Below are 23,219 nucleotides of genomic sequence, written 5' to 3'. Positions count from 1 at the left end.
CTATTGGCCCTCAAGTGGAAGATCTACGACAAGCTTGATCGCATCGTTGCCGGCTTCTTCTACTCTGATCGTCGCGTTGTAGTCGATGGCCAGTTCCAGGAGCACGATTTCTCGGCTGGGCGCGAGATCCCCCGAAACCGAGTTAAGGTATCTCTCCTTGGCGTCGGATCCTATGACTTGCGCTGCGGCTTCCTCGTAGAACTGGCGCTCCTCCGGCACGCAAGGAAATGTCAGCTCAATCCTATCCGTCGCGCCATGGCGAGACACTCGGCATTCCAGTTCGCCGTCGCCATGACGCGTACGAAAGGCGACTTCCAGCAATTCGTTAAAGGCGGAAGAAAAGAGGTTTGAGTATCGGACCGAATCCGACCTGTTTTGGCTGATCATGCGGGCCATGTAAGTCGAGACATAGTCGCAGTGCCTCCACGCTGAGATAAAAGCCTTCATTTCTATGTCGATCTGGATCATCGGCTCAAAAGTCGGCTCGCCAGCCACGTCGTGATGTGCAGCTCCCATCGGCATCCTCCCTTCTTCCATGCAGGTTGCGCCCTAGTGGGCGATGGCCCAGGGGACGAAGTTTCACTGCGCCCTTGATGAGTCAGTCTCGCACTGACTCGAAGGATTGCCCGGTATCGGCCTCGATCCTTTCCACAAACCGACTTCACGGTAACAAAGGGTGCAAGGCGTTAGCGCGGCCGATTTGATTCCTCCATCGCTCGCGCCACGTTCGGCGGTGACCGCTTGATGAAGTCCCTGGTTGGCTCGGCTCCGAGCGGCAGTCCCAGGAAATTGCCTTGCAGGCAATCGCAATTCTCCTTGATCAGCCACCTTGCCTGCCCTGAGGTCTCTACTCCCTCGGCGGTGACGCTTATTCCTAGGCCTGCGCCAGATTTATGATCGATCGCACAATCGTCTGGCCTTTCAGATCGGTCTCCAGATCGGCGATGAAGTACTGATCTATTTTCAAGGTGTCGAAAGGGAAGTTTTTAAGGTAGCTCAGCGACGAATAGTAGGTTCCAAAATCGTCGAGCGAAATTCGTATGCCCAAGACGTTGAGTGTATTTAAGGTGTCGATATTGTCGATCGTCTTCTCAAGAAGAACCGTTTCGGTTATCTCCAGTTCGAGCCGGTCGGCGCGGATTCCAACCCCGTCAATGATCTGAGCGACTGTGTCCGTGAGCGAACCGCTAAGGAACTGAGCCGGCGACAGGTTAACCGCGACCGTTAGAGAGGGAGGCCACGTCAATGCCTGGCGACAGGCTTCCTCGAGCACCCACCGTCCAATCGCGTCCATCAGGCCGTCGGCTTCGGCGATCGGTATGAACACGCCGGGCGGAATGATCCCGACCTCGGGGTGTCGCCACCGCACGAGCGCCTCGAACCCGACCACCGACGAGGGAGGCCGAATGAGCGGCTGATACTCCAGATAAAGCTCGCCCCGCTCCAGCGCGGTTCGAAGGCTGCGCCTCAGATTCTCGCGCTGTTCGAGCAAGAGCAGCATCGACCGGTTGAACGTTCGAGCGCAACCGCGTCCGTCCGTCTTGGCTGCGTAAAGAGCAATGTCAGCGGCCTTCATCAGTTGCTCGCCGTCGGTTCCGTGCTCCGGCCCGAAAGCAATTCCGATACTGGAGCCGACGAAGACGGGAATGCCGTTGATGACGAACGGCTCCTTGAACGCATCGACCAACGATCCGGCGAGGCGTTCGGCTTCCGCGGGTTGCTCTTTTCCCAATTGGATGACAGCGAACTCATCGCCTGCATACCGATACGCAGATTCGCCGTCCCGCAGCACGTCGCGTATTCGACCTGCCGCTAGTTGAAGAAGCGTGTCGCCCGCTCCATGGCCGAGCGTGTCATTGACCGATTTGAAATCGTCGAGGTCGATTTGCAGCAGGGCCGCTTTCGGCTTTTGTCCACCGATGGTAGCCAGTGCTTGATGGAGCCGGTCGCCGAATTGCCGGCGGTTCTGCAGGCCGGTCAGAACGTCGTGCGTCGCCTGGTGGAGCAGAGTTAAATGCTCCTGATCCTCCGTCGCGCTACGCCCGCCGGGCTCCTTCGATTCGATGATGCCGACACCGTTTGCTGTGCCGAAGACGAAAACGGACCGGGACGCCTCGCCTGACGATCGCGGCAATTCGATGGTTGCCGGCGAGCCGCCCTCAAACACCCGAAGAAAATCGTTGCGACACTTGGCATCCAGGAAGCTTGGGTAGATTTCCCAAATGGCGGCACCCAGCGTTACCGCGCCCCCGTACATGTCCTTGAGCTTGCTTGCGTAGTGCCTCAGGCGGAAGTCGCGGTCATAGAACGACACGAGATCGGAGGTGTTCGACAAGAGGTCACCAAGAAGCGCGTCGTCAGTACGTGGAGCGGAGGACGAAGGCCTCTCCCCCTCCTTGCCGGCGCCCGATGCCTTTGGATGCAAGTGCCACCTCCATAGGCGGTGCCAATATACGTCCCCGAGTCAACAAATAGCATAGCCGTCAAGCTTGGCAAACTTTCGACTTGCATTCTTAACAAGCGCCGTGTGGTGCAGTCGCGAGCCATGCTCCGGTGCGGTCGACGCCAGGTTATTCACGACGATGATCAATCATCGATCGTTAAAAGATCGGAAATTTTCGGATAGTCGGCCCAGCGCCGGCGTTCCCGGCGCTAGAGCGTCGTTGGCCGCCCGGGCGTGATGGCGCACCTAGCAGTCCGAAATTGGCTTTCTCGAATAGTTTGGCCTTCAGCCACGTTTTGGACGGCCCGCTCCGGTAGCGGCTATTGACACGTTTCGAAATCACGCCATTGAGCCCGGTTTTCTCCATGGCGCGAAAGATCGCCCTCGAAATGCTCGCTGTATTGGATCTTCCCGAGGCCAGGTCATCCAGTTGCCGCTGCGCACGCTTGCGCTGCAGCAAAGGTAACAGGCTTAGATTGCGATCGTCGAGATGAAGGATGTCGAACGCGACGAACACCAGCCGGCTCGGCTCGTTCCAGATCGCAACTTCCAATCGAGAGGAATCGAGCGAGCTCCGCTCGGCTGATACAATTACTTCGCCGTGGAGAATGGCGGCCCGGCATGGCAGGTCGACCGCCAAAGCTATGGGTCAATATTTTGTCGTCCAGTCGCGGCCTTGGCATCGTGCGCAAAACGTTCGATAAAGGCGGACATAACCCCCAGCGTGATCAGCGGGATGACTTGTCGTTGCAAGGCTGGACGGTCATAGCAACCCGCTTCAACCCAGGTTGCTTTCTGCTTGAATACTCCAACAGCCGTGGAGCACCGCCTATCCCTGACGATCCATTCGCCCCGTTGCGCGAGCGTTTCCTCGCCCGATGCGCCGATCAGCTTGCGGAACTGAAGGCCGCGCATCAGGCGCCTCCCCTCCCCGGCAACGAGCCGCTAATCCGCGTCGCCCATTCGCTGGCAGGCGCTGCCGGGACGTTCGGCTTCGCGGAAATCAGCAAGCAGGCGTCCATCCTGGAGATGCTGCTCGTCGAGCGGGCGGATGGCGGGAGCGTGCACGCGGCGCTTGCTGCGGTGATCGCGGAGATTGAGCGGACGCTGGAGTGACTTGGCCACGGCCTGAGGCCGCCCGCCGCGCCTACTTCTTCGCGCCGCCGAGGCCGGTCCTGGTCATCTCGCCCCAGCCCTGGTTGCCGCGTAAAAATTGCCAGCAGCCTTTCACGCGCCAGAAATTGTTGAGCTGGCGGTAGCCGAAATTCTCGATCACGGCTGCGGCCGTCAGCACGGCCAGGTTCCTGGCCCGGGGGAAACGCTGAAGCTCGGCCTCTTCGAGGATCAGCGAGGAGACGCTCACGCAGACGCCATAGATGAAGATCAGCGCGGTGAAGGCGAGAAGATATTCGGCCGACAGGATGCCGAGCAGCCAGAAGGCCGGCATCAGAACATAGCCCAGTACCTCGGCAACCGGTCCCAGCACGTCGACAACCAGGATGTGGCCGAAGCCGAGGAAGCCGACGCGGCCGTAGCGCGGGTTGAACAGCATCGAGCGGTAGCGGAAGAAGCATTCGAGCGCGCCGCGCTGCCAGCGCGAGCGCTGGCGGGCGAGCACGCTCAGCGTTTCCGGCGCCTCAGTCCAGCACACCGGTTCGGGAATGAACTGGATGCGGTATTTGCGCTTCCTGTCGCGCATATAGCGGTGCAGCTTGATGACTAGGTCGAGGTCCTCGCCCATCGAGCCCTTGGTGAAGCCCCCCACGGCCACGACTTCGGCGCGGCGGAACATGCCGAAGGCGCCGGACACCAGCATCAGCGTGTTGATGCTGCTCCAAGCCAGCCGCGCCATCAGGAAGGCCCTGAGATATTCGACCACCTGGAACAACGGCAGCAGACGGCTCGGGAGGCGGATCTCGCGCACCCTGCCCGCCTCGATCCTCGAGCCGTTGGCAATGCGGATCGTGCCGCCCACGGCGATGGTGCGCTCGGGGTCGTCGATGAAGGGCTGGGCGGCCCGCATCAGCGCGTCGGGCTCGAGGATGGAATCGCCGTCGATGACGCAAAAGAGCGGCGCGCGGCAGACATTGATGCCGGCGTTCTGGGCATCGGCCTTGCCGCCATTTTCCTTGTCGACCACGAACAGTCGTTCAGTCATTGGCGAGGAATAGACGCCGCGGATCGGCTGGTGCGCCAGCGCCTCCTCGTAGGGACGGTGAAACTTCACCAGCTTGAAAGCGTCGATGAGGCGCTGCAGCGTGTCGTCTTTCGAGCCGTCATTGATCACGACCACCTCGAAATTCGGATACTCGAGCGCCAGCATCGAATGGACGCTCTCGACCACGTTCAGCGCCTCGTTATAAGCGGGCACCAAGAGCGCGATCGGCGGCGCGACGTCGCCGTAGCGCTGCCACAGCAGCGCCGAGCGCGCCACCGGCGGGCGCTGGGACAGCGCGTAGCCGGCGACGACGAGCTGCAAGAGATAGATCGTCGTCTGCGCCAGCCCGGCCCCGATGATGAACCAGGACAGGATGGTGGCGGCAAGAACGACCTCTTGGCTCCAGTCGGCGATCATAGGGCCGGCCCCTCGGCAAGGATAAGCGAAGCGGTGCGCTGGCTGCGCGAAACCTCGGCGGAAGCGATCTCGCGCAGCAGCCGCTCTCCCGACAGGCCGAAAGAGCGCAGCGCGTTGGCGGCGGCATAGCGCACGGTCCAGATCTCGTCGTCCATCAGCGCGGACAGCGGCGCGGTAAGCTCGGGCAGACCGAGACGGCCCGCGGATTCGGCGGCAGCGGCGCGCACGTCCCAATCGTCGTTGGCCATGGCGCGCTTCAGGATGGCCGGCGCCTCGGCGTGACCCGTCAGACCCAGCGCCCGCAGCGCCGCGGCCACAACCTCGGGCGCGGCATCACCGGTCAGGCCCGCGAAGAAATCGGCGAAGCCGAAGCCGCCGGCGCGGGCCAGCGCGTCGATCGTGGCGGCCCTGACGAAGGGCGAGGCATCTACTCGCGATGCGTGGACGGCAAGCTCGTTGAAGCGCGAGCGCGGAAAGCGCCTGAATAGCTCGATCAGGCGCCGCGAGCGCTGCCCCGCCGCGCCGATAAAGTCGAGCGCGGTGCCGAGCAGGGGCAGGCTGCCCAGGTCGCAGAGTGCGATGGCCGCAGCGATCCTGACTTCGCGCGCGCGGTCCTGGGAAAGTGCCGAAAGCAAGCTTGCCGAGGCATCATCCGAACCCAGCGCCGCCAGCATCTCGGCCGCATGGATGCGTTCGGCGACGTTGCCTTTCCGCAGCTGCCTGGCGACACGGGCCGGCAGGCCGCATTCGTTGAAGGCGACAAGCACGTCGTCCCTCTCCTCGCCGCGCAGTAGCGAAATGAACTCAAAGCCGGCGTCGATCGCCACACCGGCCGGCACGCCAAGCACCGCCGCCTTCAAGGCCTCGCGATCGCGGTTTTCGGAGAAGGCGATCAGCGCGGTCAGAATCTGGCGCCGCTGGTCGGCTGTCGCCCGGCCCCGGCGCTCCTGCAGCACGCGGCGCGCGATCAGCAACAGCATGATCACCAGGCACAAGGCGCTGAGCAGTATCGACAGGTCCCAGATGTACCACATGGTCAGAACCGCGCCGTCAGGCCGAGGCCGAATATGTTGCGGTCGAATGTCGGGCGCTCTTCATGCGCGATGCTGGCGCGCAGCGTCAGCGGATCGCTGACGTCGAAGGAAACGCCACCGAAGACGGTGCGCGTCGGCACCAGCGCGCCGCCGTCGATCTCGGGGGCGTCGGCATAGCCGGCGAAGACGTTGAAACGCTCCGTTACCCCAAGGTCGGCGCGAAGCACATAGCCATCGGTGCGCGTGCCGGTATCGTCCTCGGCATGCACCCAGCGGGCCGATAGCCCCAGGCGGCCGTCGAGGACATAACCCTGGATCCAAGGCTGGATGCTGGTGACGCCGGTATCGGCGAAATCGTCGTAGCGGGCGTCGACATTGAGCGAGAGCGGGCCGAACGCCCTTGCCGGCGCCACGACTTGCCAGGACGCGCCGGCGCCGACCGAATAGCGCGCCAGAAAATCGGCATCCGGCGTCGCCGCGGCGAGCATATAAGCGGAGAAGGCCGGCGAGAAGGCCTGGTCGATGCGGCCCTCGAGTTGGACGTCGGTATGGCCGAAGCGGGTCGCCAGCCGGGTGCCGCCGGAAATCGTCGTGCGCGGCGACAGCCGATACGCGAGACCGGCCGAACTGTCGGTCCAGTCGCCCAGCCCATTGGTGAGATCGCTTACCTCGCTGCCGAGGTCGAGCCGCCATTTGCGCGGCGGCGGCACGGCCAGCCTCTGCTTGATACCGGCGGAGGCCGGCTGGAGGGCGAGCGCCTGACGATAGGCCTGCCGCGCCGCCTCGTCGTCGCCCTCGGCGCGGCGCACGTCGCCGATCCCGACCAGCGCCTCGGCACTCTGCGGCTCGAGCGTCAGCGCGCGCTGGAACGACTGTCCGGCCCTCGTGTAATCGGCCTCGAGCAGGGCGATCCTGCCGTCGAGGTCAAGCGCCTCGACATTGTCCGGCGCGGTCGCCAGCACGCCGTCAACCGCCAAGCGGCCGCGCGGCGTGTTACCTTGCCAGATCGCCAGGCGCACCTTGCCCAGCCTAGCATCGAGAAGGCAAGGTTTTATGGCCAGCGCGCGGTCGAAGAGACGGTCGGCTTCGTCGAAGCGTTGGCTGGAACCAACGACAAGGCCAAGCCCGACCAGGATGTCAGTGTCTTTCGGAGCCAGCTTGAGGGCGCGGCGATAGGCCTTTTCCGCTTCGGGCAGCTTTCCGGCTGTCCGGAGGCGCCTGCCCAACTCGATCAGGCCAGGGACAGGATCGGGCTGGCGAAGCTGTTTCGTCGCCTTCGCCGGAGCCGCGGCAGCCGGTTTCGGATTGCCGACCTGCTTCGCCTTGCGGATGTTTCCGACAAGGGCTGCGGCGTCGGCGTTGGCCGGATCGGCCTTGGCGACAGTTTCGGCCAGCGGCAGCGCGGCATCCAGATTACCGGAGCGGAACTCGACCTCGGCCATTCCCAACGAGGCATCCCGATAAGTCGGAGCGAGGGAAAGCACCTTGGAAAAGGCGTCCCGCGCCGCGAGAAGGTCGTTGCGGCCGAGCTCGGCGAAGCCTAGCTGAACCAGCGCATCGGCATTATCGGGCTTGAGCGCAAGCGCACGTTTAAGCAGGTCGGCTGCCTCATCAAAATTCTGCGCTTGCCTCGCCTTCACGGCCGAAGCGTAGAGCTCGTCGGCCGTTTGCGCCAACGCGGGGTCGGCGGCGATCGCCAGGGCCAAGCATGCGGCAAAGCTCAAGCGCCGGCCACGCCGCATCAGCGCTTCCCGCCCTTGCGCGCGATGAGACGCGCGAGCCGGGCCAAAAGCTCTTCGGGAATGAATGGCTTCACCAGATAGTCGTCAGCGCCCTTTTCCAGAGCCGAGACGATGTCCCTTTCGGCCTTGCGGGCGGTGAGCATGACGACCGGTATCTCCGACAGGGCTGGATGGCCCTTGAGGTTTGCCAGCACCTCGATGCCATCGGCCTTTGGCATCATCGCGTCGAGCACGATGATATCGGGGCCATCCTGTTCCGCCTTCGCCAGCGCCTCGGCCCCGTCCACCGCCTTGATGACCTCATATCCTTTTGCCCTCAGCCTGAATTCCATCAGTTCGAGCAATAAAGGGTCGTCATCGCAGATCAGAACTCTTGCCTTCGCTCCATTCACCAGGCCTGCTCCGGTTCCGTCGCCCCCCGGAGTGATCTACGCATGAACCGACATCCGCCAAAGCGGCCCATGCTGGAAATTCCGCCCGCACCGCGATCCTAACAAAGCCGATTCGCGAGGGTTTGATTTCGACACAATCTGTAGATGAATATTGGGCCATGGTATAGGACCGTAAATGGCAAAATGGAGCTTGGCGACAGGCGCCTTGCAGCCGCCTTCGCGACCGGGCGACTGGGCTAGCCGGGACGGCCCCAAAGCAGCGTCCTAACCTCGCCGGCCAGCGCCAGCGGATCGAAGGGCTTGGCTATGACGCCAACCGCTCCCATTGCCAGATAGTGTTCGACCTGATGCGTCTGGGTGCGTGCGGTGATAAACGCCACGGGTATCGATGCCGTCGGCGGTGAGGCGGCCAGGCGCTTCAGCGTCTCCGGTCCGTCCATTTCCGGCATCATCACATCAAGCAGGATCAGATCGGGCTGCCAATCGGCTGCGACCACCAGCGCCTCGGCGCCCGAAGAGCAGGACCGAACCTCGAACTGAGGGTCGAGCTCCAGCGACATCTCGGCAATTTCCCGGATATCATCCTCGTCATCTACATAGAGGATCCTTGCCGGCATAATCGTCACTCCTTGGCACGGGGGGTAGGTCCGGCGCCATCGGGCGATGAGACCAACATGCTTCTAACCAACCTGGCGACATCGATCTCCGATGCCTTGGTCTTGGTCATCATTGCCTGCACCCGGTCGCCGAGATTCTGATCCGGCTCCGCCGCCGAAAACACGATGACTCTGGTCTCCAGCGGCAGATCGATGAGCAGGTCCAGCCCCGATCCGTCGGGAAGCGCAATGTCCAGTATGACCAGGTCGAAGCGATGCTTCGCGACCGCCCTTCGAGCCTCCTGCAGCGTTTTGGCAGAGGCGATCAAAACATCCGGACCCAGCCCCGCTGACATCACCGCAAGCACACCCTCGTCGTCCTCGACGTGGAGGATCCTCGGCCTCCGCTCGACCTTGCTGGCGAGGATCTTGGCAAGGGCCGATTGAAGGCGCGCCGAATCCACTGGCTTCTCCAGCCAGTCGACGATGCCGACGGCGGTTCCGTTCAGCGAGCGCTTGGCCTCATCGGCAACTGCGGAGATGACGATGACCGAAATATCGGAATTTACCGGTGATGCCCGTATATCGTGGAAGAGCTTGATGCCGGACTCCCCCGCCAGCTTGATGTCGAGCGTCAGCGCGACGTAGTCGCGGGAGCGCAGGAGCGCCATGGCAGTGTCGATGTCCGGGGCAACGTCGGTGGAAAAGCCTTCCGCATCGAGAAGTGCCGCGATTACCGTTGCGACGTCGGCCTCGTCCTCACAAATGAGGACACGCAGCCGGCCATCGCGCTTGCGCGCCCGTCGCTCGACCAAAACCGGCTTCTCGGCCGGCCTGTGTGCCTCGGGAAGATCGACGTGAAACGAGGTTCCCTTACCTTCCTCCGTCTCGAAGGAAACGGCGCCGCCCAGCTTTTCCACAATTGTCTTGACGATGCTCAAGCCCAGGCCGGTGCCTCCCTTCTTGCGGGTGCTGGACGCGTCGGCCTGCTCGAACTTGCCGAATATGCGGCTGCGGAACGCTTCCGGAATGCCAGCGCCCTGATCGATGACGGAGATGCGCAGGATGTCTCGGTCGCGACGCTGGAGCTTCACCATCACGGAGCCGCCGAGATCGGAGAACTTGATCGCATTCGACAGCAGGTTCGCCATCACCTGATGCACACGGTCCGGGTCGATATTGGCCTCGGCGCGCGGGGCATCATCGACGAGGACGATGCGGATCCTGTTCTCGGCCATGTAATTGGAACTGGCGGCAATTGCCTGCTCCAGAACTGGGCGCAGAGCCATCTGCTTGATCTTGAAGGTGATCACGCCCGATTCGATCTTTTCCATATCGAGGATATCGTTGATGAGAAGAACCAGCCTTTCGCTGTTGTTGTGGGCGATGTTGACGAGATTGGCCGCCTTCGACGGCAATTCGCCCGCCACGCCCGCCGCAATCAGGCCGAGCGAGCCGCGGATGGATGTCAGCGGCGTGCGCAGCTCGTGGCTCACCGTGGAGATGAAGTCGTTCTTGAGCTGGGCGTTTTTCTTCTGCTCGGTTATGTCGCGATTGTAGGTGATGACGCCGGTGATCTTGCCGGACTCGTCTTGGAAGGGAACTTTCATGGTGTAGAGCCAACCTTGGCTGCCATCCGGGAAAAGCGCGGGCTGATCGATGCGCAATGTCTGCCCTGCCACAAGCGAACCCATTTCGTCCTGCCTGAAGCGCTCGGCCACGTCCTTCGGATAAAAATCGAAATCCGTTTTGCCGATGAGGTCCTCAACCGAGGCGGCGCGCATCATTTGGGCGGTGGCTGGATTGGCTACGACGAAGCGGCCGTGGACATCCTTCACGTTGAGGCAATCCGGCAGCTCGCGAACCATGGCCCGGTAGATCATATTGGACACGGCGAGATCGCGACGCCTCTGCTGCCGATCAAGCAGCACGGAGATGATGAACGTGCTGAGGAAGCGGAGCACGAGGGAGGGGAACGTGCTCTGCTGAACGAAACCGGTCACGACGTGCGACGGTATGACTAGAAGCATGATCAGTCCGGCAAGCGCGATCGACACGCCGAGGCCGAAAACGTCGAACATGGAGCGTGAGCGCGACCCAACAATGTGGTGCCATACTAGACCGACTACAGCGCTGATCAGTATGCTCATGATGCCGACGCTGGCACCCTGCCCGCCAAGATAGAACCGATAGACGATTGAGCCGGCGGTAGCGATGAACATCGCCGGCCAACCGCCAAAGAATGCGGCCGCACCAATAAACGCGGCGCGCAGGTCGACAATGAAACCTGAGACAGACAGGGCCGTCGCCATGGAAATGATCGAACCCACGGCCATCACCACGCCGAGAAGCAGCGATTGCATCAACCGCGACAGACGCCCGGTAAAATCCGCCACGAGATCCCAGGCGACGACTAGGATGGAGACCAAGGCAAGATTGGCGAGGAGTGAGTGCCATATCTCGGACATGACTTCCGGCTCCTTTTTCCAAATAAATACCGTCAAAACCTATCCGAGGTCTAAACGCCTGCTCACTTGCCGTAGTGCCTGAGCGGTGGCGCCCCGAGGAGACAATGGCGGGCGCCATCAGCGCGGTTCTGGAAGCATCAGGTAAAATCTTGGGCGAGACTGACCGCTTGTGGTCCCCACAACCTCCATATTGTTTTCTCCGGACTCTGTTTCCCCGGCGGCGGCCAAAAGATCCTCGTACGGCCTAAAATTGCAGCACTGCTGCTCGGCATTTTAGTGGCATCGCCGGCTCCGGGCGAGACTTTAGAATTCACTGCTCTAAGGCGGCCCAGTTGGGGCCGGAGCGCGTTTCTGGCGTGCGCCGCGAAGGGGGCCACGCGGCTCTCAAAGCTAATTTAAAACCGACGGAGATCTACTGGATCGCACTCGATCGGGCTGCGCAACCCCGACCAGCTGACGCCCGATCGGGCGCTCTCGTCGCGGCCGGCAGGTAGTTTGCTGAGAGTTCTGCAAATTCGTTGAGGGAGGCGGTCATGGCACGCCGGTGATGTTCAACGTTACCTGATTCCCACGAAGGAACGCCACCGAAGACCAAGACTGAAAACAAGACTGCCATAGCTGCGTCAAAGACATTCTGCTTTCGAACCCGGATGGGCTGCCCGAAGTGACCCGCGCGGCGATGCAGGAAGTGCGCGCCACGGCGACACAGGCCTTGCAGTGGCATGATCGTTTGGCGATCGCCTGGCCCTTGACCTTATCGGAGCCTTGAAGCGCGTCATCAGCCCCGACGCCGCCTCGTAAAGCGAGCGCCGCACATCCGCGTCGCCGGCTTTCGATATGCGACCCTGAACGTCGATCGAGGTGCCCGACTGCCAGCGCCGCGAGGTCAGGCCGCGACGTCGCGCGAGCGACGGAAACGCGACGGATCGTCGATCGCCGTCATGACGAGAGTGCCGGCCCCGGCCCGACGCCGGGGATTGCCATGAAGCGCCGGCACAGCTCGCTGCGGGCCACAATTTTGACGACGAGATCGTGCAGCCGGCAATACTGTGTCCACAGCGCTGCGCGCGCCGACAGCATGGCGTCCATCAACTCGGCGGACAGCGGATCCTCCGCCACCGCGGTGCGCACCGCTTACTCGAAAGCCCCTCGCCCGACCTTGCCCAGTCGCATGCCGAATGCCTTCAGCGAATGGCGTATGGCGTTCTCCAAGTCGAGGAACTTTGGCTTCCAGATTGCGCCGATGCGTCAGCAAAAGCTTCGTCCGGTAGCAGCTTTGCGACTTGAGATGGGTCTGCCGGGACCAGCCGGAGCGCATGATGTGGGCGATGCCCAGCGCATCGGCCTTGTCGGTCTTGTTACGCTTCGCCGACACCGCGGCGCGCACGTGCTGCGTCTCCAGGCAGACGGCCGGCAGGCCGAGTTCTTGAGCTCTGGATGCAGCCACGGCGACAACGCGCCGGCCTCGTACCGACACGCCGCAGGTGCGGCAGAAATGGCTTCAGCACCGCAAACAGCAGCGTCGGGATCAGTCACCGCCGTTATCTCAAGATGCACGACGCCATGATCGTCGACGACGCACACCGCTGTCTCGTCCATCGCTACGTCCAGTCCGCAAAAGAATTCCATCGTTCGCCTCCTGCGTTGCTTCACAGGAGCAGATTTTGCCGCCGAGTCGCCGGCGATCGCCAGTTGACCTTCAGTCGACGCACAGTTTTGCTGCTTGGCCAGGCGCTTGCCCCGACTACGGGCGGCAATCGGCCGGCAGCGCGATCTTTCGATCAGGAGCATTCGAGCTGTGGATGCACCATCTGGTGAGCAACGATGACCTGCGCTAGCGTGCGAAAAAGCTGCAGAATTTGCGTCGCAAGAAGACCGGACGCCAGCGCAAGGCGCCGCAGCCGAAGGGTTACCAAAGGCGGTCGCGCTATCGCTACGGCAAGCGCACGGACAGCGGTCCGATCGCGCTTCGGGCGTTGTGGAGCATGCATGTCGAGGCGATGAACTGGAGCGGCATGCGCCATGCCGAGTACGCCGCAGCGCTCGGACTTTCGCGACATGCGCTGCGGATCGATCTGCTGAAACGCTGCACCTGAGGGTGGGAAGTCGCCACCCTTGGGCAGGACTACTTTTTCAGCAAAAGCGCTTCACGCACCAGCGACGGCAGATTGCCCACACCGAGCAAGTCAATAAGCTCATAGGCCTGTGTATTGGTGATGCCAGTTCTGTCTACAAGCCAGTTGACTTGCTTTTGCTTAGCAGTCTGAGTTTCGCGGCCGCTCTCGCTGGGCATGGCTTTCCTCCGGTTGGGCGAAAGCCTGATCGTCTCTTCCAAGCGTCCGTTGCCAGTTATGCGCGGGCGACCAAAACAGCTTACGCCCTAACAAGACTTATGGCTAGCGTTATGGATCCGGTAATGTCTCAGTTTGATTTGACGTTCTTAGATTTGTCGGCAACTGTGAGCCGTATCAGCGTTATGGGGGCAAGCGGGCGATCGTTAGGAGTGTAGCCACACCGCGCTTGCCTGCCCAACTTCGGCGCAACGGCGTCCATCTGCTCGCATACGTGTTCCATCGACCTTCGCAGCGGGCTTGGGCAATGGGATGGGAGCCACAGTTTGAGCTGGTGTCGTCTGTCGTCGGCTTCCTCGCCAGTGGCGATGCGGCATAACGCGAACGGCGTTGCCGATCACGTCGGCGGGTCTCGCTTCAGGCCTTTAGGTCCGGTTGGCATCTTGCTTGCCTTTGTTGGGCGGACAAGCCGGCAGATCATCGATACCGGGCGCGTAAGCCTTTGCCTCATATTCCCTGGCTGGCATCTCCAATTCCTTGCCGTCGCCGTACCGAACCCACAGCTATCCTGCGTGGCCCAGCCATTCTTTATCCTGCAAATTCCGATCGCCAACTGAAGACCTCGCTTATGCTTTGTCCCTTAAGCATATAGGCGGTTCGGTCTATGGGAGCAAACGCGGTGAGGCGGTTCGGCCTGCCGTCAAATTTCGAAATGAGACACTACCGGGACCCGGCTGGGTCTGCCAAATATATGTCGCCCTCAGCAGCAGAAACGAAATCCAACACAGGCTGCCCATACGCGCCCGTGTGCAGCGCTTGAAGCACTGGCGGCCCAAATCCGCGGTCAGTGTAACCGTCGTTACCTCCGAGCAGGAACAAGGCTTCGCGATCATCGTTGGTCGGTGACCGACGGGAGCACTGCATGAAAAGTTACGTTGTCGAGACAGTGGCCGGTGAAGTGGTGACAGCCAGTCAAAGAGTGGTAGCCGAAACACCGCTGTGTGCGGCCAGAATAGGAACTGCCAGCTAGACTAGGTTCACGAAAGGCGCGAGTTACCGACGAGACGGAGGCCGCCGTGTTTTGGTTCGCCTTCTCCCGGGTTGCACCAGGGCTATCGCATATGGGTTAGCGCCTGGACTAGGTAGTCGTCGTTCCATGCGCATTTCTTGATGCGATGACTGATGGGGACTTTGTCAACGTCGGCGGCCTGAAGGATGTTTCTAGCGATGCGGGTGAGAAGCGCGGTGTTGGCCGGGGCATTGTCCTTGCGGGCACGTGATTGATCCTCATCCAGATGAACGTCGAGCATCCAATGCAGGCCGTTCTCGATCTGCCAATGAGCTCTCGTGAGCTCGAGCGCCCGCTGTGGCGACAGTAAGGTGGAAGCCATGAACAGGCGCGTCATCGGCTTGGCCTGATCGCGCTGGCTGGTGATGCGGATGAAGGCTTCGTGGCCGGCCATCAGTGGCTTGATGGCGGCCACGACCTCGGCCTGCCGCCATTCGCTGCGACCATGGCTGGTTTCGCTCCGCTCCGCCACAGCGAGGGCTGTTTCGGCCAGATGTTGTTTGGCATGAGCGACCCAATGGCGGCGGTTGCCTTTGAGCGCGAGTAAGTAGTCCCCGCCGCGTTCGGTGATGGCTTGTGCCATGCGTTTGTGACAGTGGAGCGCATCGGCCGTGACCATTCTGCCCGCAAGATCAATGAGTTCGACGACCTTGAGGGCTGCCTCGACCTCATTCTCTCCATCGCCCGGCGACACCGCCGCCAGGCACAGCCGCGTCTCGGCGGCAAAGGCCGACACCGTCAGGGGCGGGCTGGCCGCAAGGCCCTTCTCATAGGCTCGCCGCAGCGTCTTGCCGTCAAGCGAGACCACCTCTTGGCAGGCCCGCGCGAAGCCTGCGGCAAAGGCGGCGAAGGCCCGACCGAATGCCTCCGGATCAAGCAGCCGCAGCAGCCGGGAAAAGGTGTCGTGGCTGGGCGCCACCTCGTACTCGATCAACCGCGACAGCGCCTGCTGGCGCTCCTGTGCGAACAGCGAGAACTCAGTCGCATTGCTTGCCCCACACAGGCTTGCGGCGATCATCATCACGATCAGATCGCCAAGCCGATGCGTGGCGTTGCCAGCGCGCGGATCGGGCAGCGCGCCGAAATAGCTCTCAAGGCTGGAAATGGCAGTCTCTCCCTCGTTCGACTGCCTGCCCAAAGAATCCCTTCTCAGGCCAACTTCAAGTCCCAAAAAGCCATATGCGATTCCCCTGCGGGTTGCACGGACAGACGGGTCGGGAGACGGCTGTTCCCTGGCGTATGTACCATTGTAGCTCGTCCAAGCTTCAGAACACCCGGCTGCGGCAATATGTTAGAGGTCGCTTGACGAAGCCGTCGGCCGCACCAGAATCCCGGGATGGTGAAGGGCAGCATCAACATCGGCGATGAAGTTGCTATCACAGCCACGGTTCGCAGGCGGGTGACAAAAGACTGGGTGAGCGTCTGGATCCCGTCATACAATCAGCCGCATTCCACCGTGGATCGGACATCGACCGTGAAGCAGGGCCAACCGATCAAGCTGATAGGCGATGTCACGCGCGTCGGCGATGGCAAAGTGACGGTCAATCTCGGCGTGCCGCTCACTGTGAATGCCGATACGGTCAGGCTGGTGACTGCCTACGTGCCACCTAAGAGAAAGACGCCGCTGGTCGACAAAGCCACCTAGTGGGGCGCTTTCTCTGGCGGTCCAGGTCATTTAAGAACCAGGCGAGCTCATCCGTCATCTCGAAAGGTGAAATGCTTCCAGAGGAAAACGCTGGAGATCATCGGCTACCAGCGTGACCCTGGCCAGGCCACGCGCGTGCTGATGGCCGACAAGGGCCGTTACGTCGGCGCGGCGGTCGTCCACTCAAGCTCGACCAGCGGCAGAAATTATGGGATCAGGTCCAAGGCCTGACCGGCGCGCCGTCCCCAAAGGAATTGAAGAAGGAAAGAGCGCAGTGGCTGAGGCCTGGCCTCGTTGGCCAGGTCGAAACCCTGAAGGGCGGGGAGAAGCTGCGTCACGCTTCGCTGAAACGAGCCTGGAGACAATAAATGGCAGTCGCCAAGAAAGGCCAGGAGCGCGTCACCTACGGTTGGATGTATGGACAGCAGGCGCGCAAAGACGGCAAGGAACGTGCCGTGCCGGACTATTGGGCAGAGCATGCCGACGCTTGGCTGCAGGGCTTCGACGGCGTGCCGATTGGCACCGAGGCGAAGCCGGTGAGTGATCCGTTCGAAACAGAGCTCGACGAAAGCGCGCTCGCGAAGGGCGACAACTAAAGCGCCTTTCCCGCCCGGATCATCGCCCGAGCAATGGCAAGCTCTGCCTCGACCTTGGCGTTTTCCTTCTGGGTCATGTTGTCGGCGGCGATCAGGCGTCGCAGGGAGCGCATGACTTCGGCGCGCCCCCATCCTGCTTCAAGCATGCAATCCACGATCGCCTGAAAACCGGGCTCCATAGCTTCCTGACTGTCGACCTCTCGGTCGGGGTAGTCGCCTTCGCGTCTCGGTCTGCTGATCATCCGTTGCCGTCCACCGTGCTTTCTTCGTCCAACTGGCGCGGCACCGGCAGATAAGCATTGGCGACGAGCCATTCGCCGACGATCTTTTCCACCAGATCCGGCTTAGCAGTGCCCATCTCGGCCGCCAGGCTGGTCAGCGCGTCGTCGGTGCGGGGATCAAGGCTGACCCCACCGGCGTTTCTGATCAGCAGCGCGGCCCGCCGCAACAGCACCTGCATGTCCGCCCGAGAAGCGTCCGCAATGTGGTCGGCGGTGCTTTCCAGTTCATGCACGAATTGATATCGGGACATCGGTCATGCTCCTACAGGAAGTGCTCGCCTTCAGCCCTATGCTCAAAGCAGAACCAGTGCGGCGCCTGCTTCGGCTTGGCAAAGCCCCAACCGGCGTCCTTGCTGCAGCCGTCGTGCTCGCAAACGTGGTGCTGGACGCCAGCCGGCGTAGCGTATTCGGGCCGTGGAAGTCTGATTTCGTCGCTCATAGCGGGTTGATGGGTCCCACAAGGCCGGAATGGTCGTTGGGCTGCTTGTTGATCGTGGCGGCGTTGACCTCCCGTTCGACGCGGTTGAATTGAAGCTGCCCGTCAATGTCGCGGGAGAGCAGCGCCTTAAGGTCGCTCGCCGGCGTGTCCGCATTCAGCCAGACGTCGTAGTAGGCTGGATCGAGGATTAGCGGCTGTCTGTCATGAAGCTGGCGCATCGGCTCGCCGGCGGGCTCGGTGATGATCGTGCAGCTCGTCATGTCCAGCGTCTTGTTGTAAGCCCACAGGCCAGCGAAGGAGAAAGGCGCGTGACCGGGCAGGAAGATGTGCCAGGGGTCCTTGCCGCGATCGGCCGGGCTGATAGTCCATTCGTAGAAGCCATCGGCAGGGATCAGGCAGCGTTTAGACTTGAACGCATCTCGAAAAGCGGTATCGACGCTCTCGATGCGCATTGAACATCGGTGCCTTTGGCATTTCCTTCGCCCAAAAAGGCACAAGCCACCAACGGCCCGAGCGAACCTTATGGTCACCGTCATCTGCGGCGGTGATGAAAGGCACCTCGTCGGTCGGCGCGATATTGTACGCGGCGCATCGTTGCGCCCGACATCGGCCGCGCCGTCAGCCGATAGAGGCGATGGATTTCCGACCAAGGGAGATAACGGGTGTAGCGCCCACACATGTCTATCACTCCATGTCGGGCACATCACCGCTCACAAACAAAGTGTTTGGCGGGCCGTAGTCCCCAAGCGCCGGATCGGCATCCCTGCTCCATGCGATGACGCCCGCATGCTTGCCGGCGAGTGCTTTTGCAGTTCGGATCGCCCGGTCTTCGCTTTGCTGGTCGGCCGGGCCGTACATAGGAAACAACTCGCCGTCGTCGCCGCGATCGAATGCGACCACAACAATCAGCTTCGGCTTTCTCTGCTCCGGAAGGACGTGCGTGGACATTCAATGGCCTTTCTCAATTGAGCGGCGCTGATCCCGCCTCAAGAGCGTCGATCGCGTCGAGCACTGCCTGGCGCTTTGACACGATAGGCTCATTTGGGTGGAACCCTGCGAGCGACAGAGACGTATAGGCAACCGTTACGGCGCTGACGAGTTGCTGCGCTTCCGAACTATCCGGAACCTCAGCAGTGGCGGCCAGAGCAAGCAAGAAGACCCTATGGTCATGATATTCGTGCTTGCCGTCCTCGGCCTGGATGAGGGCCCGCATCCGGGGGAGTGCAGTGGTGCGGTCGGCGAGTTGCACATCCGGATTATGCAGCAACTGCAGGCCGCTGACCTGCATACGCTTCTCGTCCGGCCACCCTTCGCAACACGCCTTGATTGCGGCATTGCTAGCCGCCCACCAAACGTCAGCCGCAGCATACTCGTCTTCCGATGGCTCTTGGTCCGGCGGGAAACCCATCTCATCCAAGCCTTCAACTGCGAATGAGCCTTCCGCCGCTTCCTCGGCCGTCAGGCCAGATTGCTCGATCACGGCCCGAGCTGCGGCGAGGCCGCGCTGTTTTTCTTCAGGGGTGGCTCCCCTGGCGTTCATAATAATGTCCATGACCGGCCTCCTGTGGCTGTCAGAGCATCAGTGAACAAAATGAGAACACTGGAGTCAAGAGCCTCTTGACCAGGCAGGAATATGTTCCTCATTTCAGAGTATGCCGGAACAACCGCAAAAATGGCCGAGAGGCGCCGCCTGGACCCTGACGCATGCCCACGACGCGGGGCAGGTGGCGGGCATCCGCTGCGCCCGCTGCAATATCACGCGCTACTATAAGCCGCTCGAGCTACGGGAGGTGATCGGCAACGTCACGATCGATGAGGTGAGGGACAAGGCGCGCTGCCAGAAGTGCGGGAGCCGGGAGTGGATGAGCGCGCAGTTATTCCACGCGACCGGCGAGCAGGCCCACACCATCCGCTATCGGCGCCTGGTGCAGATCCGATGGGAGAAGCGGGTGATTTGGCGGGATGAGTAGCGGACGGCCCCACGAAACCATCTTCAAAAATACCGACCATACGCAAGCTTCTCGAACAACGTCGCACGTCGCGCCGGAGGGATCGCACCGCGTTGTGTGTATCCGAGATCGGCCAGTGTAGGCTCCATTATGGCGGCCAAAGAGTCGAGATCAGTCGGCGATAATCGACGCCATTTTCCAATCGACTTCGCTGAGAGCCGCGGCTTCTTGGGCGGAGCCTCTGGCAAGTTCAAGCGGGAAAAGAGCCTGTCGAGAGTGACATCGTAATTAAGAACAAGGTCTTCGTATTTTACCTCGATATAATGGTCGCCGAGCCATTGAGAAAACCCTCTGGCGAGGTCGACGTGATACCTCCACCTGTGCGCATTGAAGAGCATGCCGTGGGCTCGGTATGCTCGTTGCGTCATCGGAAATCCGTGCCACGACGAAAGTTCGGAACTGCCGAAATAGACTTTTCGCCACAATGGCGCCTTAGGCGCCACGAAAGGGCTCAACGCCACATCACGACCATCCCTGATCAGGTGAACGAATTTCGCTTGCGGAAAATAGGCCTTTATCAAAGGAACAATGAGAAGCGTCTCGCACAGCTTCCATCCCCACCGCTCCGCTTGGCCAATGTTCTGCAGGTGTTTGCCGATATGACATTTCGCCAGGCGGCGGCTTTCCGGGTCGCGAAGTTCGTTCCCTGTAGGTACGCCGCTTCTCGAAGATAGAATGGCGTGCTCAACCAATGGCACCATCTCCAGGCAGTCTAGTGAGCCACTGACGTTACTGCCCATGTAGACGCCAGCGTCCACCAAAATGCTAGTGAGAAGTCGACTGCCCGAGTGAGCAGTATTGACGATCACGATAGGAGGCGTCGCTTCCGAAAATAGACTTGATGAGTGCATTGCAATTTACAGTGAGCGGACCTTAGCTTTTAGGCTTTTTGCATTCGCCTTCTGGTCTGTTTAGCAACGCGCGTTGCTCCCGTTTTTCGACCGAGTCCGCTCGCCTTGGCCAATTCTGACCGTTGGGCGGCATAATTTGGCGCCGTCATTGGATAGTCGCGCGCCAAGCCCCACTTGGCCCGGTACTCGTCAGGCGTCAGGCCGTAGTGCACGCTGAGATGACGCTTCAGAGATTTGAACTTATTCCCGTCCTCGAGGCAGATGATGTAGTCAGGGAAAACCGATCGCTTCGGATTGACCGCGGGCGCCTGGGCCGGCGTTTCTGGTTCGGCCGATCCTCCGATCTTCGAAAGCGAGAAGTTCACGTTCGCGATCAGATCCGAGAGAGACGCAACCGGCACCGCATTGTTGCTGACGTACGCGGACACTATATCGGCAGTGAGTTCGATCAACTGGCTTCGGCTGTTCTCAATCTCTTCCGGCATGCATATCTCCGATCCTCGCAACAAATAGCCTAACTCTCTTAGCCGGTTTCTGTCCAAGCGCAACAGCCCGAGGATTACCTAACGAAGCCATTGCTACGACCTTGGTCGTGGCCGGCATTAACATGCAGTAGGCGGTAGGACGCGGTCACGTCGCGACGGAGGCTCGCGCCGCGATAGCGCACCCCTGTAGCTGCATCCCAAGGTAGTGGTCCGGGAGCGAGCGCGGAGTCGCGAGTAGCGTCTGGAGCACCTGGTCGGTGAACTTTTGGGCGCGAACCTGAAGCTCGAGCGTTGAAGTCATAACCATAATCCAGCTGCCTGAGAGTGGTCAGTCGTGCTAACTCTGGGGCGGAGAAAGGGAACGTCCCCTCTGGTGCCGTGGCGCAAAAAATGCATTGCGTTTTGATTGCACGTAATCAGGACTGCGGCCGCCATCTCAGCCCCCAATGAAAATTACTGGGCATCGATAAACCGAAATGTCACGTCGACTTATTGCGGTGACGTGATCATGCGAAGTACAGATTAGCAAGGGCGTATGTTTATTCTCACCGAGCCGAGCGGATCGAGTGGGCCCGCTCGCCAATCGCGTGAACTCCGGCGGGTCAGCCAACATTTTGGCTAATTGAGCGGCGAGCCATCGGACCCGGAGATCTCCGCGCGCGCGTGCCAGATTTATGGGGACGCGCCTTTACATCGATTGTTTCTGATCACAAACACCTTGGGTCCCATGGCTCAAACGATGATATTCAGGATCGGCATCATTTCGGACACGCACGGCTTGTTGAGGCCTGAGGCAGAGCGTCGCCTGGCCGGTGTCGATCACATCATTCACGGCGGAGATATAGGCGGGCCGGAGATCATCGCCGCGCTTCGCAGGATTGCGCCGGTTACCGCCATCAGAGGAAACGTGGACACCGGAAGCTGGGCCGCGCAATACGCTGACACTGAGCACGTGCGGCTTGCGGGGCGAACCATCTATGTGCTTCACGACCTAAAGACGCTGCAGATCTCGCCCGCGGCCCTTGGCATCGACATGGTAATCTCGGGCCACTCTCACGTGCCGATGATCGAGACCGTTGATGGGGTGCTCTACTTAAATCCTGGCAGCGCCGGCCGGCGGCGCTTCAAGCTGCCGATCACGTTGGCGACAGTCGATGTCACGCCCAGCCACATGCAACCGGTCATTCACGAGTTGGGCGACGGTTGATACGTCGCACGCAGATAGAGGCGCCCGTGATCATGGCCGAGTGGGCGGCCATCAGAACTTTCTAAGCGGCCGGCAAACAGCGAAAGAACCCGTCGCAACGGTTCTACGGCGGGCAGGCAACGGGCTGCAATCCTAATGGGGGAAATGGGACCGGGTCGTGTGCGTCAAGGCCTAAGAAGGGCGGCCAAGGCGCGGCGATCGAGCATGGCTTGGAAATGCTCCGGCGCCGCAAACAAGGCCAACGGCATCTCCTATTACCCCCTTGGGTGTTCCTAATCACGGACGGAGCGCCGGCTGAAAGCGTGGCGGCGGCCGAACAGGCGATCAAGGCTTTTCGACGGCCCCGAAGGTCAGGTTCTGACGGCTGTCGTATGCGATGGCGCTGGGAGCGCAGCCTATTCTGAAGTCGGGTCCTGGCTTGCCAGCCAGACACTGCTTGAACTCGTGTGACCACCCGTCATCCTGGCCGACACCACCATCGCGCCGTCCCCGTGAGACGGCTGACAGTCGGCACTCCGCCCCAACGCAGACTGATGACTTCGCTGCGCCGGCAGCCCACGGCTATCACCCGGATCAGTGCCGCGGTGGTCCTGCCGGTCCTCGGCCACACTGCATTAAGACGCGGGACTCACCGCGACATCGCGCTTCTCGCAATGTGCGGTAAACCCCCGCACATTGCAAAACCGCGTCGTAATTCATTGCAAATACAACCAACCGACTGCGGCACAATGTGTGTCATTTTACCTTGCCGTCTTAATCGGTCGTACTTTGGAGGACTTATTAATGCAATAATATGCCACTCTATGCTCTATACCACGATTCCGTTTGCTGGCGCTGATTTCGGATGCGCCGTGCAGTCTTCCGCGCTCTGGGACGGCGTAGCTGCGCTGCTTATCTGCAACACTGGAACCCTCGCGGCGCACTTTCCCTCGGGCAGACGGAGCATCGTCATAGGCAATCCGGCGTGGTCCTGCCGCCTCGCAATCGGGCGGCCGCAAGCGAGATAACGTGCGTTCCATCGTTCCTAGTCCTCATCCGCCGGAGCGGTTTCCTTGTGTCAGATGGCGCCCGACAGCGCGCCGACGCCACGCGTTTC

General features: G+C 61.2%; 24 protein-coding genes and 3 pseudogenes. 7 read left to right on the top strand and 20 right to left on the bottom strand.

Translation table 11 applies throughout. The features are described from left to right. The 3 genes and pseudogenes from LB553_RS24300 to LB553_RS24290 form a co-directional block, all read right to left on the bottom strand. Nucleotides 1-516 (bottom strand): ubiquinone biosynthesis methyltransferase UbiE, encoded by a 516-nt coding sequence (locus tag LB553_RS24300; protein ID WP_224516861.1) that lies wholly within the window; start codon nucleotides 514-516, stop codon nucleotides 1-3. A 170-nt stretch (nucleotides 517-686) separates the two neighbouring features. Beyond that, nucleotides 687-2,335: pseudogene (locus LB553_RS24295) on the bottom strand (putative bifunctional diguanylate cyclase/phosphodiesterase). A gap of 265 nt (nucleotides 2,336-2,600) precedes the next feature. Then, a complete protein-coding gene (locus LB553_RS24290; RefSeq protein ID WP_224716339.1) occupies nucleotides 2,601-3,083 on the bottom strand; it encodes a hypothetical protein in 483 nt (160 codons plus the stop codon). On the opposite strand from LB553_RS24290, the gene LB553_RS24285 reads away from it, so the two are divergent. Then, nucleotides 3,065-3,559 (top strand): Hpt domain-containing protein, encoded by a 495-nt coding sequence (locus LB553_RS24285; protein ID WP_224516858.1) that lies wholly within the window; start codon nucleotides 3,065-3,067, stop codon nucleotides 3,557-3,559. The two genes, LB553_RS24290 and LB553_RS24285, sit on opposite strands and share 19 nt — an antisense overlap. A gap of 31 nt (nucleotides 3,560-3,590) precedes the next feature. Here LB553_RS24285 and LB553_RS24280 read toward each other — a convergent pair whose 3' ends face one another. From LB553_RS24280 to LB553_RS24250, 7 genes and pseudogenes are all read right to left on the bottom strand, one after another. Continuing rightward, on the bottom strand, nucleotides 3,591-5,018 hold the full coding sequence (locus LB553_RS24280; protein ID WP_224516855.1) for a glycosyltransferase family 2 protein: 1,428 nt from the start codon (nucleotides 5,016-5,018) through the stop codon (nucleotides 3,591-3,593). Continuing rightward, the gene (locus LB553_RS24275; protein ID WP_224516854.1) at nucleotides 5,015-6,052 is read right to left on the bottom strand and encodes a HEAT repeat domain-containing protein; all 1,038 of its coding nucleotides are present in this window, start codon (nucleotides 6,050-6,052) and stop codon (nucleotides 5,015-5,017) included. Before LB553_RS24275 ends, LB553_RS24280 begins: the two co-directional genes overlap by 4 nt. A gap of 2 nt (nucleotides 6,053-6,054) precedes the next feature. Next, on the bottom strand, nucleotides 6,055-7,794 hold the full coding sequence (locus LB553_RS24270) for a YaiO family outer membrane beta-barrel protein (RefSeq protein ID WP_224516852.1): 1,740 nt from the start codon (nucleotides 7,792-7,794) through the stop codon (nucleotides 6,055-6,057). Beyond that, entirely contained in the window at nucleotides 7,794-8,186 is a 393-nt protein-coding gene (locus tag LB553_RS24265) for a response regulator transcription factor (RefSeq protein ID WP_224516850.1), read from the bottom strand. The genes LB553_RS24270 and LB553_RS24265 overlap by 1 nt, the downstream gene beginning before the upstream one ends. A gap of 236 nt (nucleotides 8,187-8,422) precedes the next feature. Then, nucleotides 8,423-8,803 carry a response regulator gene (locus LB553_RS24260; RefSeq protein ID WP_224516848.1) on the bottom strand — a complete coding sequence of 127 codons (381 nt, stop codon included), beginning with the start codon at nucleotides 8,801-8,803 and terminating at the stop codon, nucleotides 8,423-8,425. A 5-nt stretch (nucleotides 8,804-8,808) separates the two neighbouring features. Then, a complete protein-coding gene (locus LB553_RS24255) occupies nucleotides 8,809-11,250 on the bottom strand; it encodes an ATP-binding protein (protein WP_224516846.1) in 2,442 nt (813 codons plus the stop codon). Between the two features lie 678 nt (nucleotides 11,251-11,928). Beyond that, nucleotides 11,929-12,879 (bottom strand): annotated as a pseudogene (locus tag LB553_RS24250) (IS110 family transposase); the annotation flags it as partial. Nucleotides 12,880-13,109: 230 nt separating this feature from the next. On the opposite strand from LB553_RS24250, the gene LB553_RS24245 reads away from it, so the two are divergent. After that, nucleotides 13,110-13,346: a hypothetical protein gene (locus LB553_RS24245; protein WP_224516843.1), complete on the top strand. Its 237-nt coding sequence runs from the start codon at nucleotides 13,110-13,112 to the stop codon at nucleotides 13,344-13,346. Between the two features lie 29 nt (nucleotides 13,347-13,375). On the opposite strand, the gene LB553_RS24240 is transcribed toward LB553_RS24245, so the two are convergent. Both LB553_RS24240 and LB553_RS24235 read right to left on the bottom strand, forming a co-directional pair. Then, nucleotides 13,376-13,543 carry a hypothetical protein gene (locus tag LB553_RS24240; RefSeq protein WP_224516842.1) on the bottom strand — a complete coding sequence of 56 codons (168 nt, stop codon included), beginning with the start codon at nucleotides 13,541-13,543 and terminating at the stop codon, nucleotides 13,376-13,378. Nucleotides 13,544-14,653: 1,110 nt separating this feature from the next. After that, nucleotides 14,654-15,748: an ISAs1 family transposase gene (locus LB553_RS24235; protein WP_224516840.1), complete on the bottom strand. Its 1,095-nt coding sequence runs from the start codon at nucleotides 15,746-15,748 to the stop codon at nucleotides 14,654-14,656. A 198-nt stretch (nucleotides 15,749-15,946) separates the two neighbouring features. On the opposite strand from LB553_RS24235, the gene LB553_RS24230 reads away from it, so the two are divergent. Further along, complete coding sequence (locus tag LB553_RS24230; protein WP_224516838.1) at nucleotides 15,947-16,255, top strand: hypothetical protein; 309 nt, start codon at nucleotides 15,947-15,949, stop codon at nucleotides 16,253-16,255. A gap of 368 nt (nucleotides 16,256-16,623) precedes the next feature. Then, entirely contained in the window at nucleotides 16,624-16,851 is a 228-nt protein-coding gene (locus tag LB553_RS24225; RefSeq protein WP_224516836.1) for a hypothetical protein, read from the top strand. Here LB553_RS24225 and LB553_RS24220 read toward each other — a convergent pair. The 6 genes and pseudogenes from LB553_RS24220 to LB553_RS24195 form a co-directional block, all read right to left on the bottom strand. Further along, a complete protein-coding gene (locus tag LB553_RS24220; protein ID WP_224516834.1) occupies nucleotides 16,848-17,093 on the bottom strand; it encodes a hypothetical protein in 246 nt (81 codons plus the stop codon). The genes LB553_RS24225 and LB553_RS24220 overlap by 4 nt on opposite strands. After that, nucleotides 17,090-17,383, bottom strand: a complete 294-nt coding sequence (locus tag LB553_RS24215; protein ID WP_224516832.1) for a hypothetical protein — start codon at nucleotides 17,381-17,383, stop codon at nucleotides 17,090-17,092. Before LB553_RS24215 ends, LB553_RS24220 begins: the two co-directional genes overlap by 4 nt. Nucleotides 17,384-17,394: 11 nt before the next feature. Next, nucleotides 17,395-17,571, bottom strand: coding sequence for a hypothetical protein (locus LB553_RS24210; protein WP_224516830.1), 177 nt, complete (start codon nucleotides 17,569-17,571; stop codon nucleotides 17,395-17,397). Continuing rightward, a pseudogene (locus tag LB553_RS24205) lies at nucleotides 17,568-18,129 on the bottom strand (SOS response-associated peptidase). Before LB553_RS24205 ends, LB553_RS24210 begins: the two are co-directional and overlap by 4 nt. A gap of 126 nt (nucleotides 18,130-18,255) precedes the next feature. Next, nucleotides 18,256-18,519: a hypothetical protein gene (locus LB553_RS24200; RefSeq protein ID WP_224516829.1), complete on the bottom strand. Its 264-nt coding sequence runs from the start codon at nucleotides 18,517-18,519 to the stop codon at nucleotides 18,256-18,258. Nucleotides 18,520-18,532: 13 nt separating this feature from the next. Then, a complete protein-coding gene (locus LB553_RS24195) occupies nucleotides 18,533-19,123 on the bottom strand; it encodes a hypothetical protein (RefSeq protein WP_224516827.1) in 591 nt (196 codons plus the stop codon). A 172-nt stretch (nucleotides 19,124-19,295) separates the two neighbouring features. Between LB553_RS24195 and LB553_RS24190 the strand changes: the two genes are divergently transcribed. Beyond that, entirely contained in the window at nucleotides 19,296-19,541 is a 246-nt protein-coding gene (locus LB553_RS24190) for a hypothetical protein (RefSeq protein ID WP_224516826.1), read from the top strand. A 23-nt stretch (nucleotides 19,542-19,564) separates the two neighbouring features. Here LB553_RS24190 and LB553_RS24185 read toward each other — a convergent pair whose 3' ends face one another. Then, nucleotides 19,565-20,431 carry a sulfotransferase family protein gene (locus tag LB553_RS24185; RefSeq protein ID WP_412033375.1) on the bottom strand — a complete coding sequence of 289 codons (867 nt, stop codon included), beginning with the start codon at nucleotides 20,429-20,431 and terminating at the stop codon, nucleotides 19,565-19,567. Between the two features lie 29 nt (nucleotides 20,432-20,460). After that, nucleotides 20,461-20,916, bottom strand: a complete 456-nt coding sequence (locus LB553_RS24180) for a MucR family transcriptional regulator (RefSeq protein WP_224516822.1) — start codon at nucleotides 20,914-20,916, stop codon at nucleotides 20,461-20,463. 739 nt (nucleotides 20,917-21,655) lie between these two features. On the opposite strand from LB553_RS24180, the gene LB553_RS24175 reads away from it, so the two are divergent. Together LB553_RS24175 and LB553_RS24170 are read left to right on the top strand one after the other, a co-directional pair. Continuing rightward, on the top strand, nucleotides 21,656-22,123 hold the full coding sequence (locus tag LB553_RS24175; protein WP_224516820.1) for a metallophosphoesterase family protein: 468 nt from the start codon (nucleotides 21,656-21,658) through the stop codon (nucleotides 22,121-22,123). 294 nt (nucleotides 22,124-22,417) lie between these two features. Next, nucleotides 22,418-22,573, top strand: a complete 156-nt coding sequence (locus tag LB553_RS24170; protein WP_224516921.1) for a protein phosphatase 2C domain-containing protein — start codon at nucleotides 22,418-22,420, stop codon at nucleotides 22,571-22,573. The last annotated feature ends 646 nt before the right edge of the window (nucleotides 22,574-23,219 follow it).

Source organism: Mesorhizobium sp. CA8 (genome assembly GCF_020164955.1).
GTDB lineage: Bacteria > Pseudomonadota > Alphaproteobacteria > Rhizobiales > Rhizobiaceae > Mesorhizobium.
The sequence above is the reverse complement of the archived record's forward strand: the minus strand, read 5'-3'. Positions and strand labels throughout refer to the sequence as shown.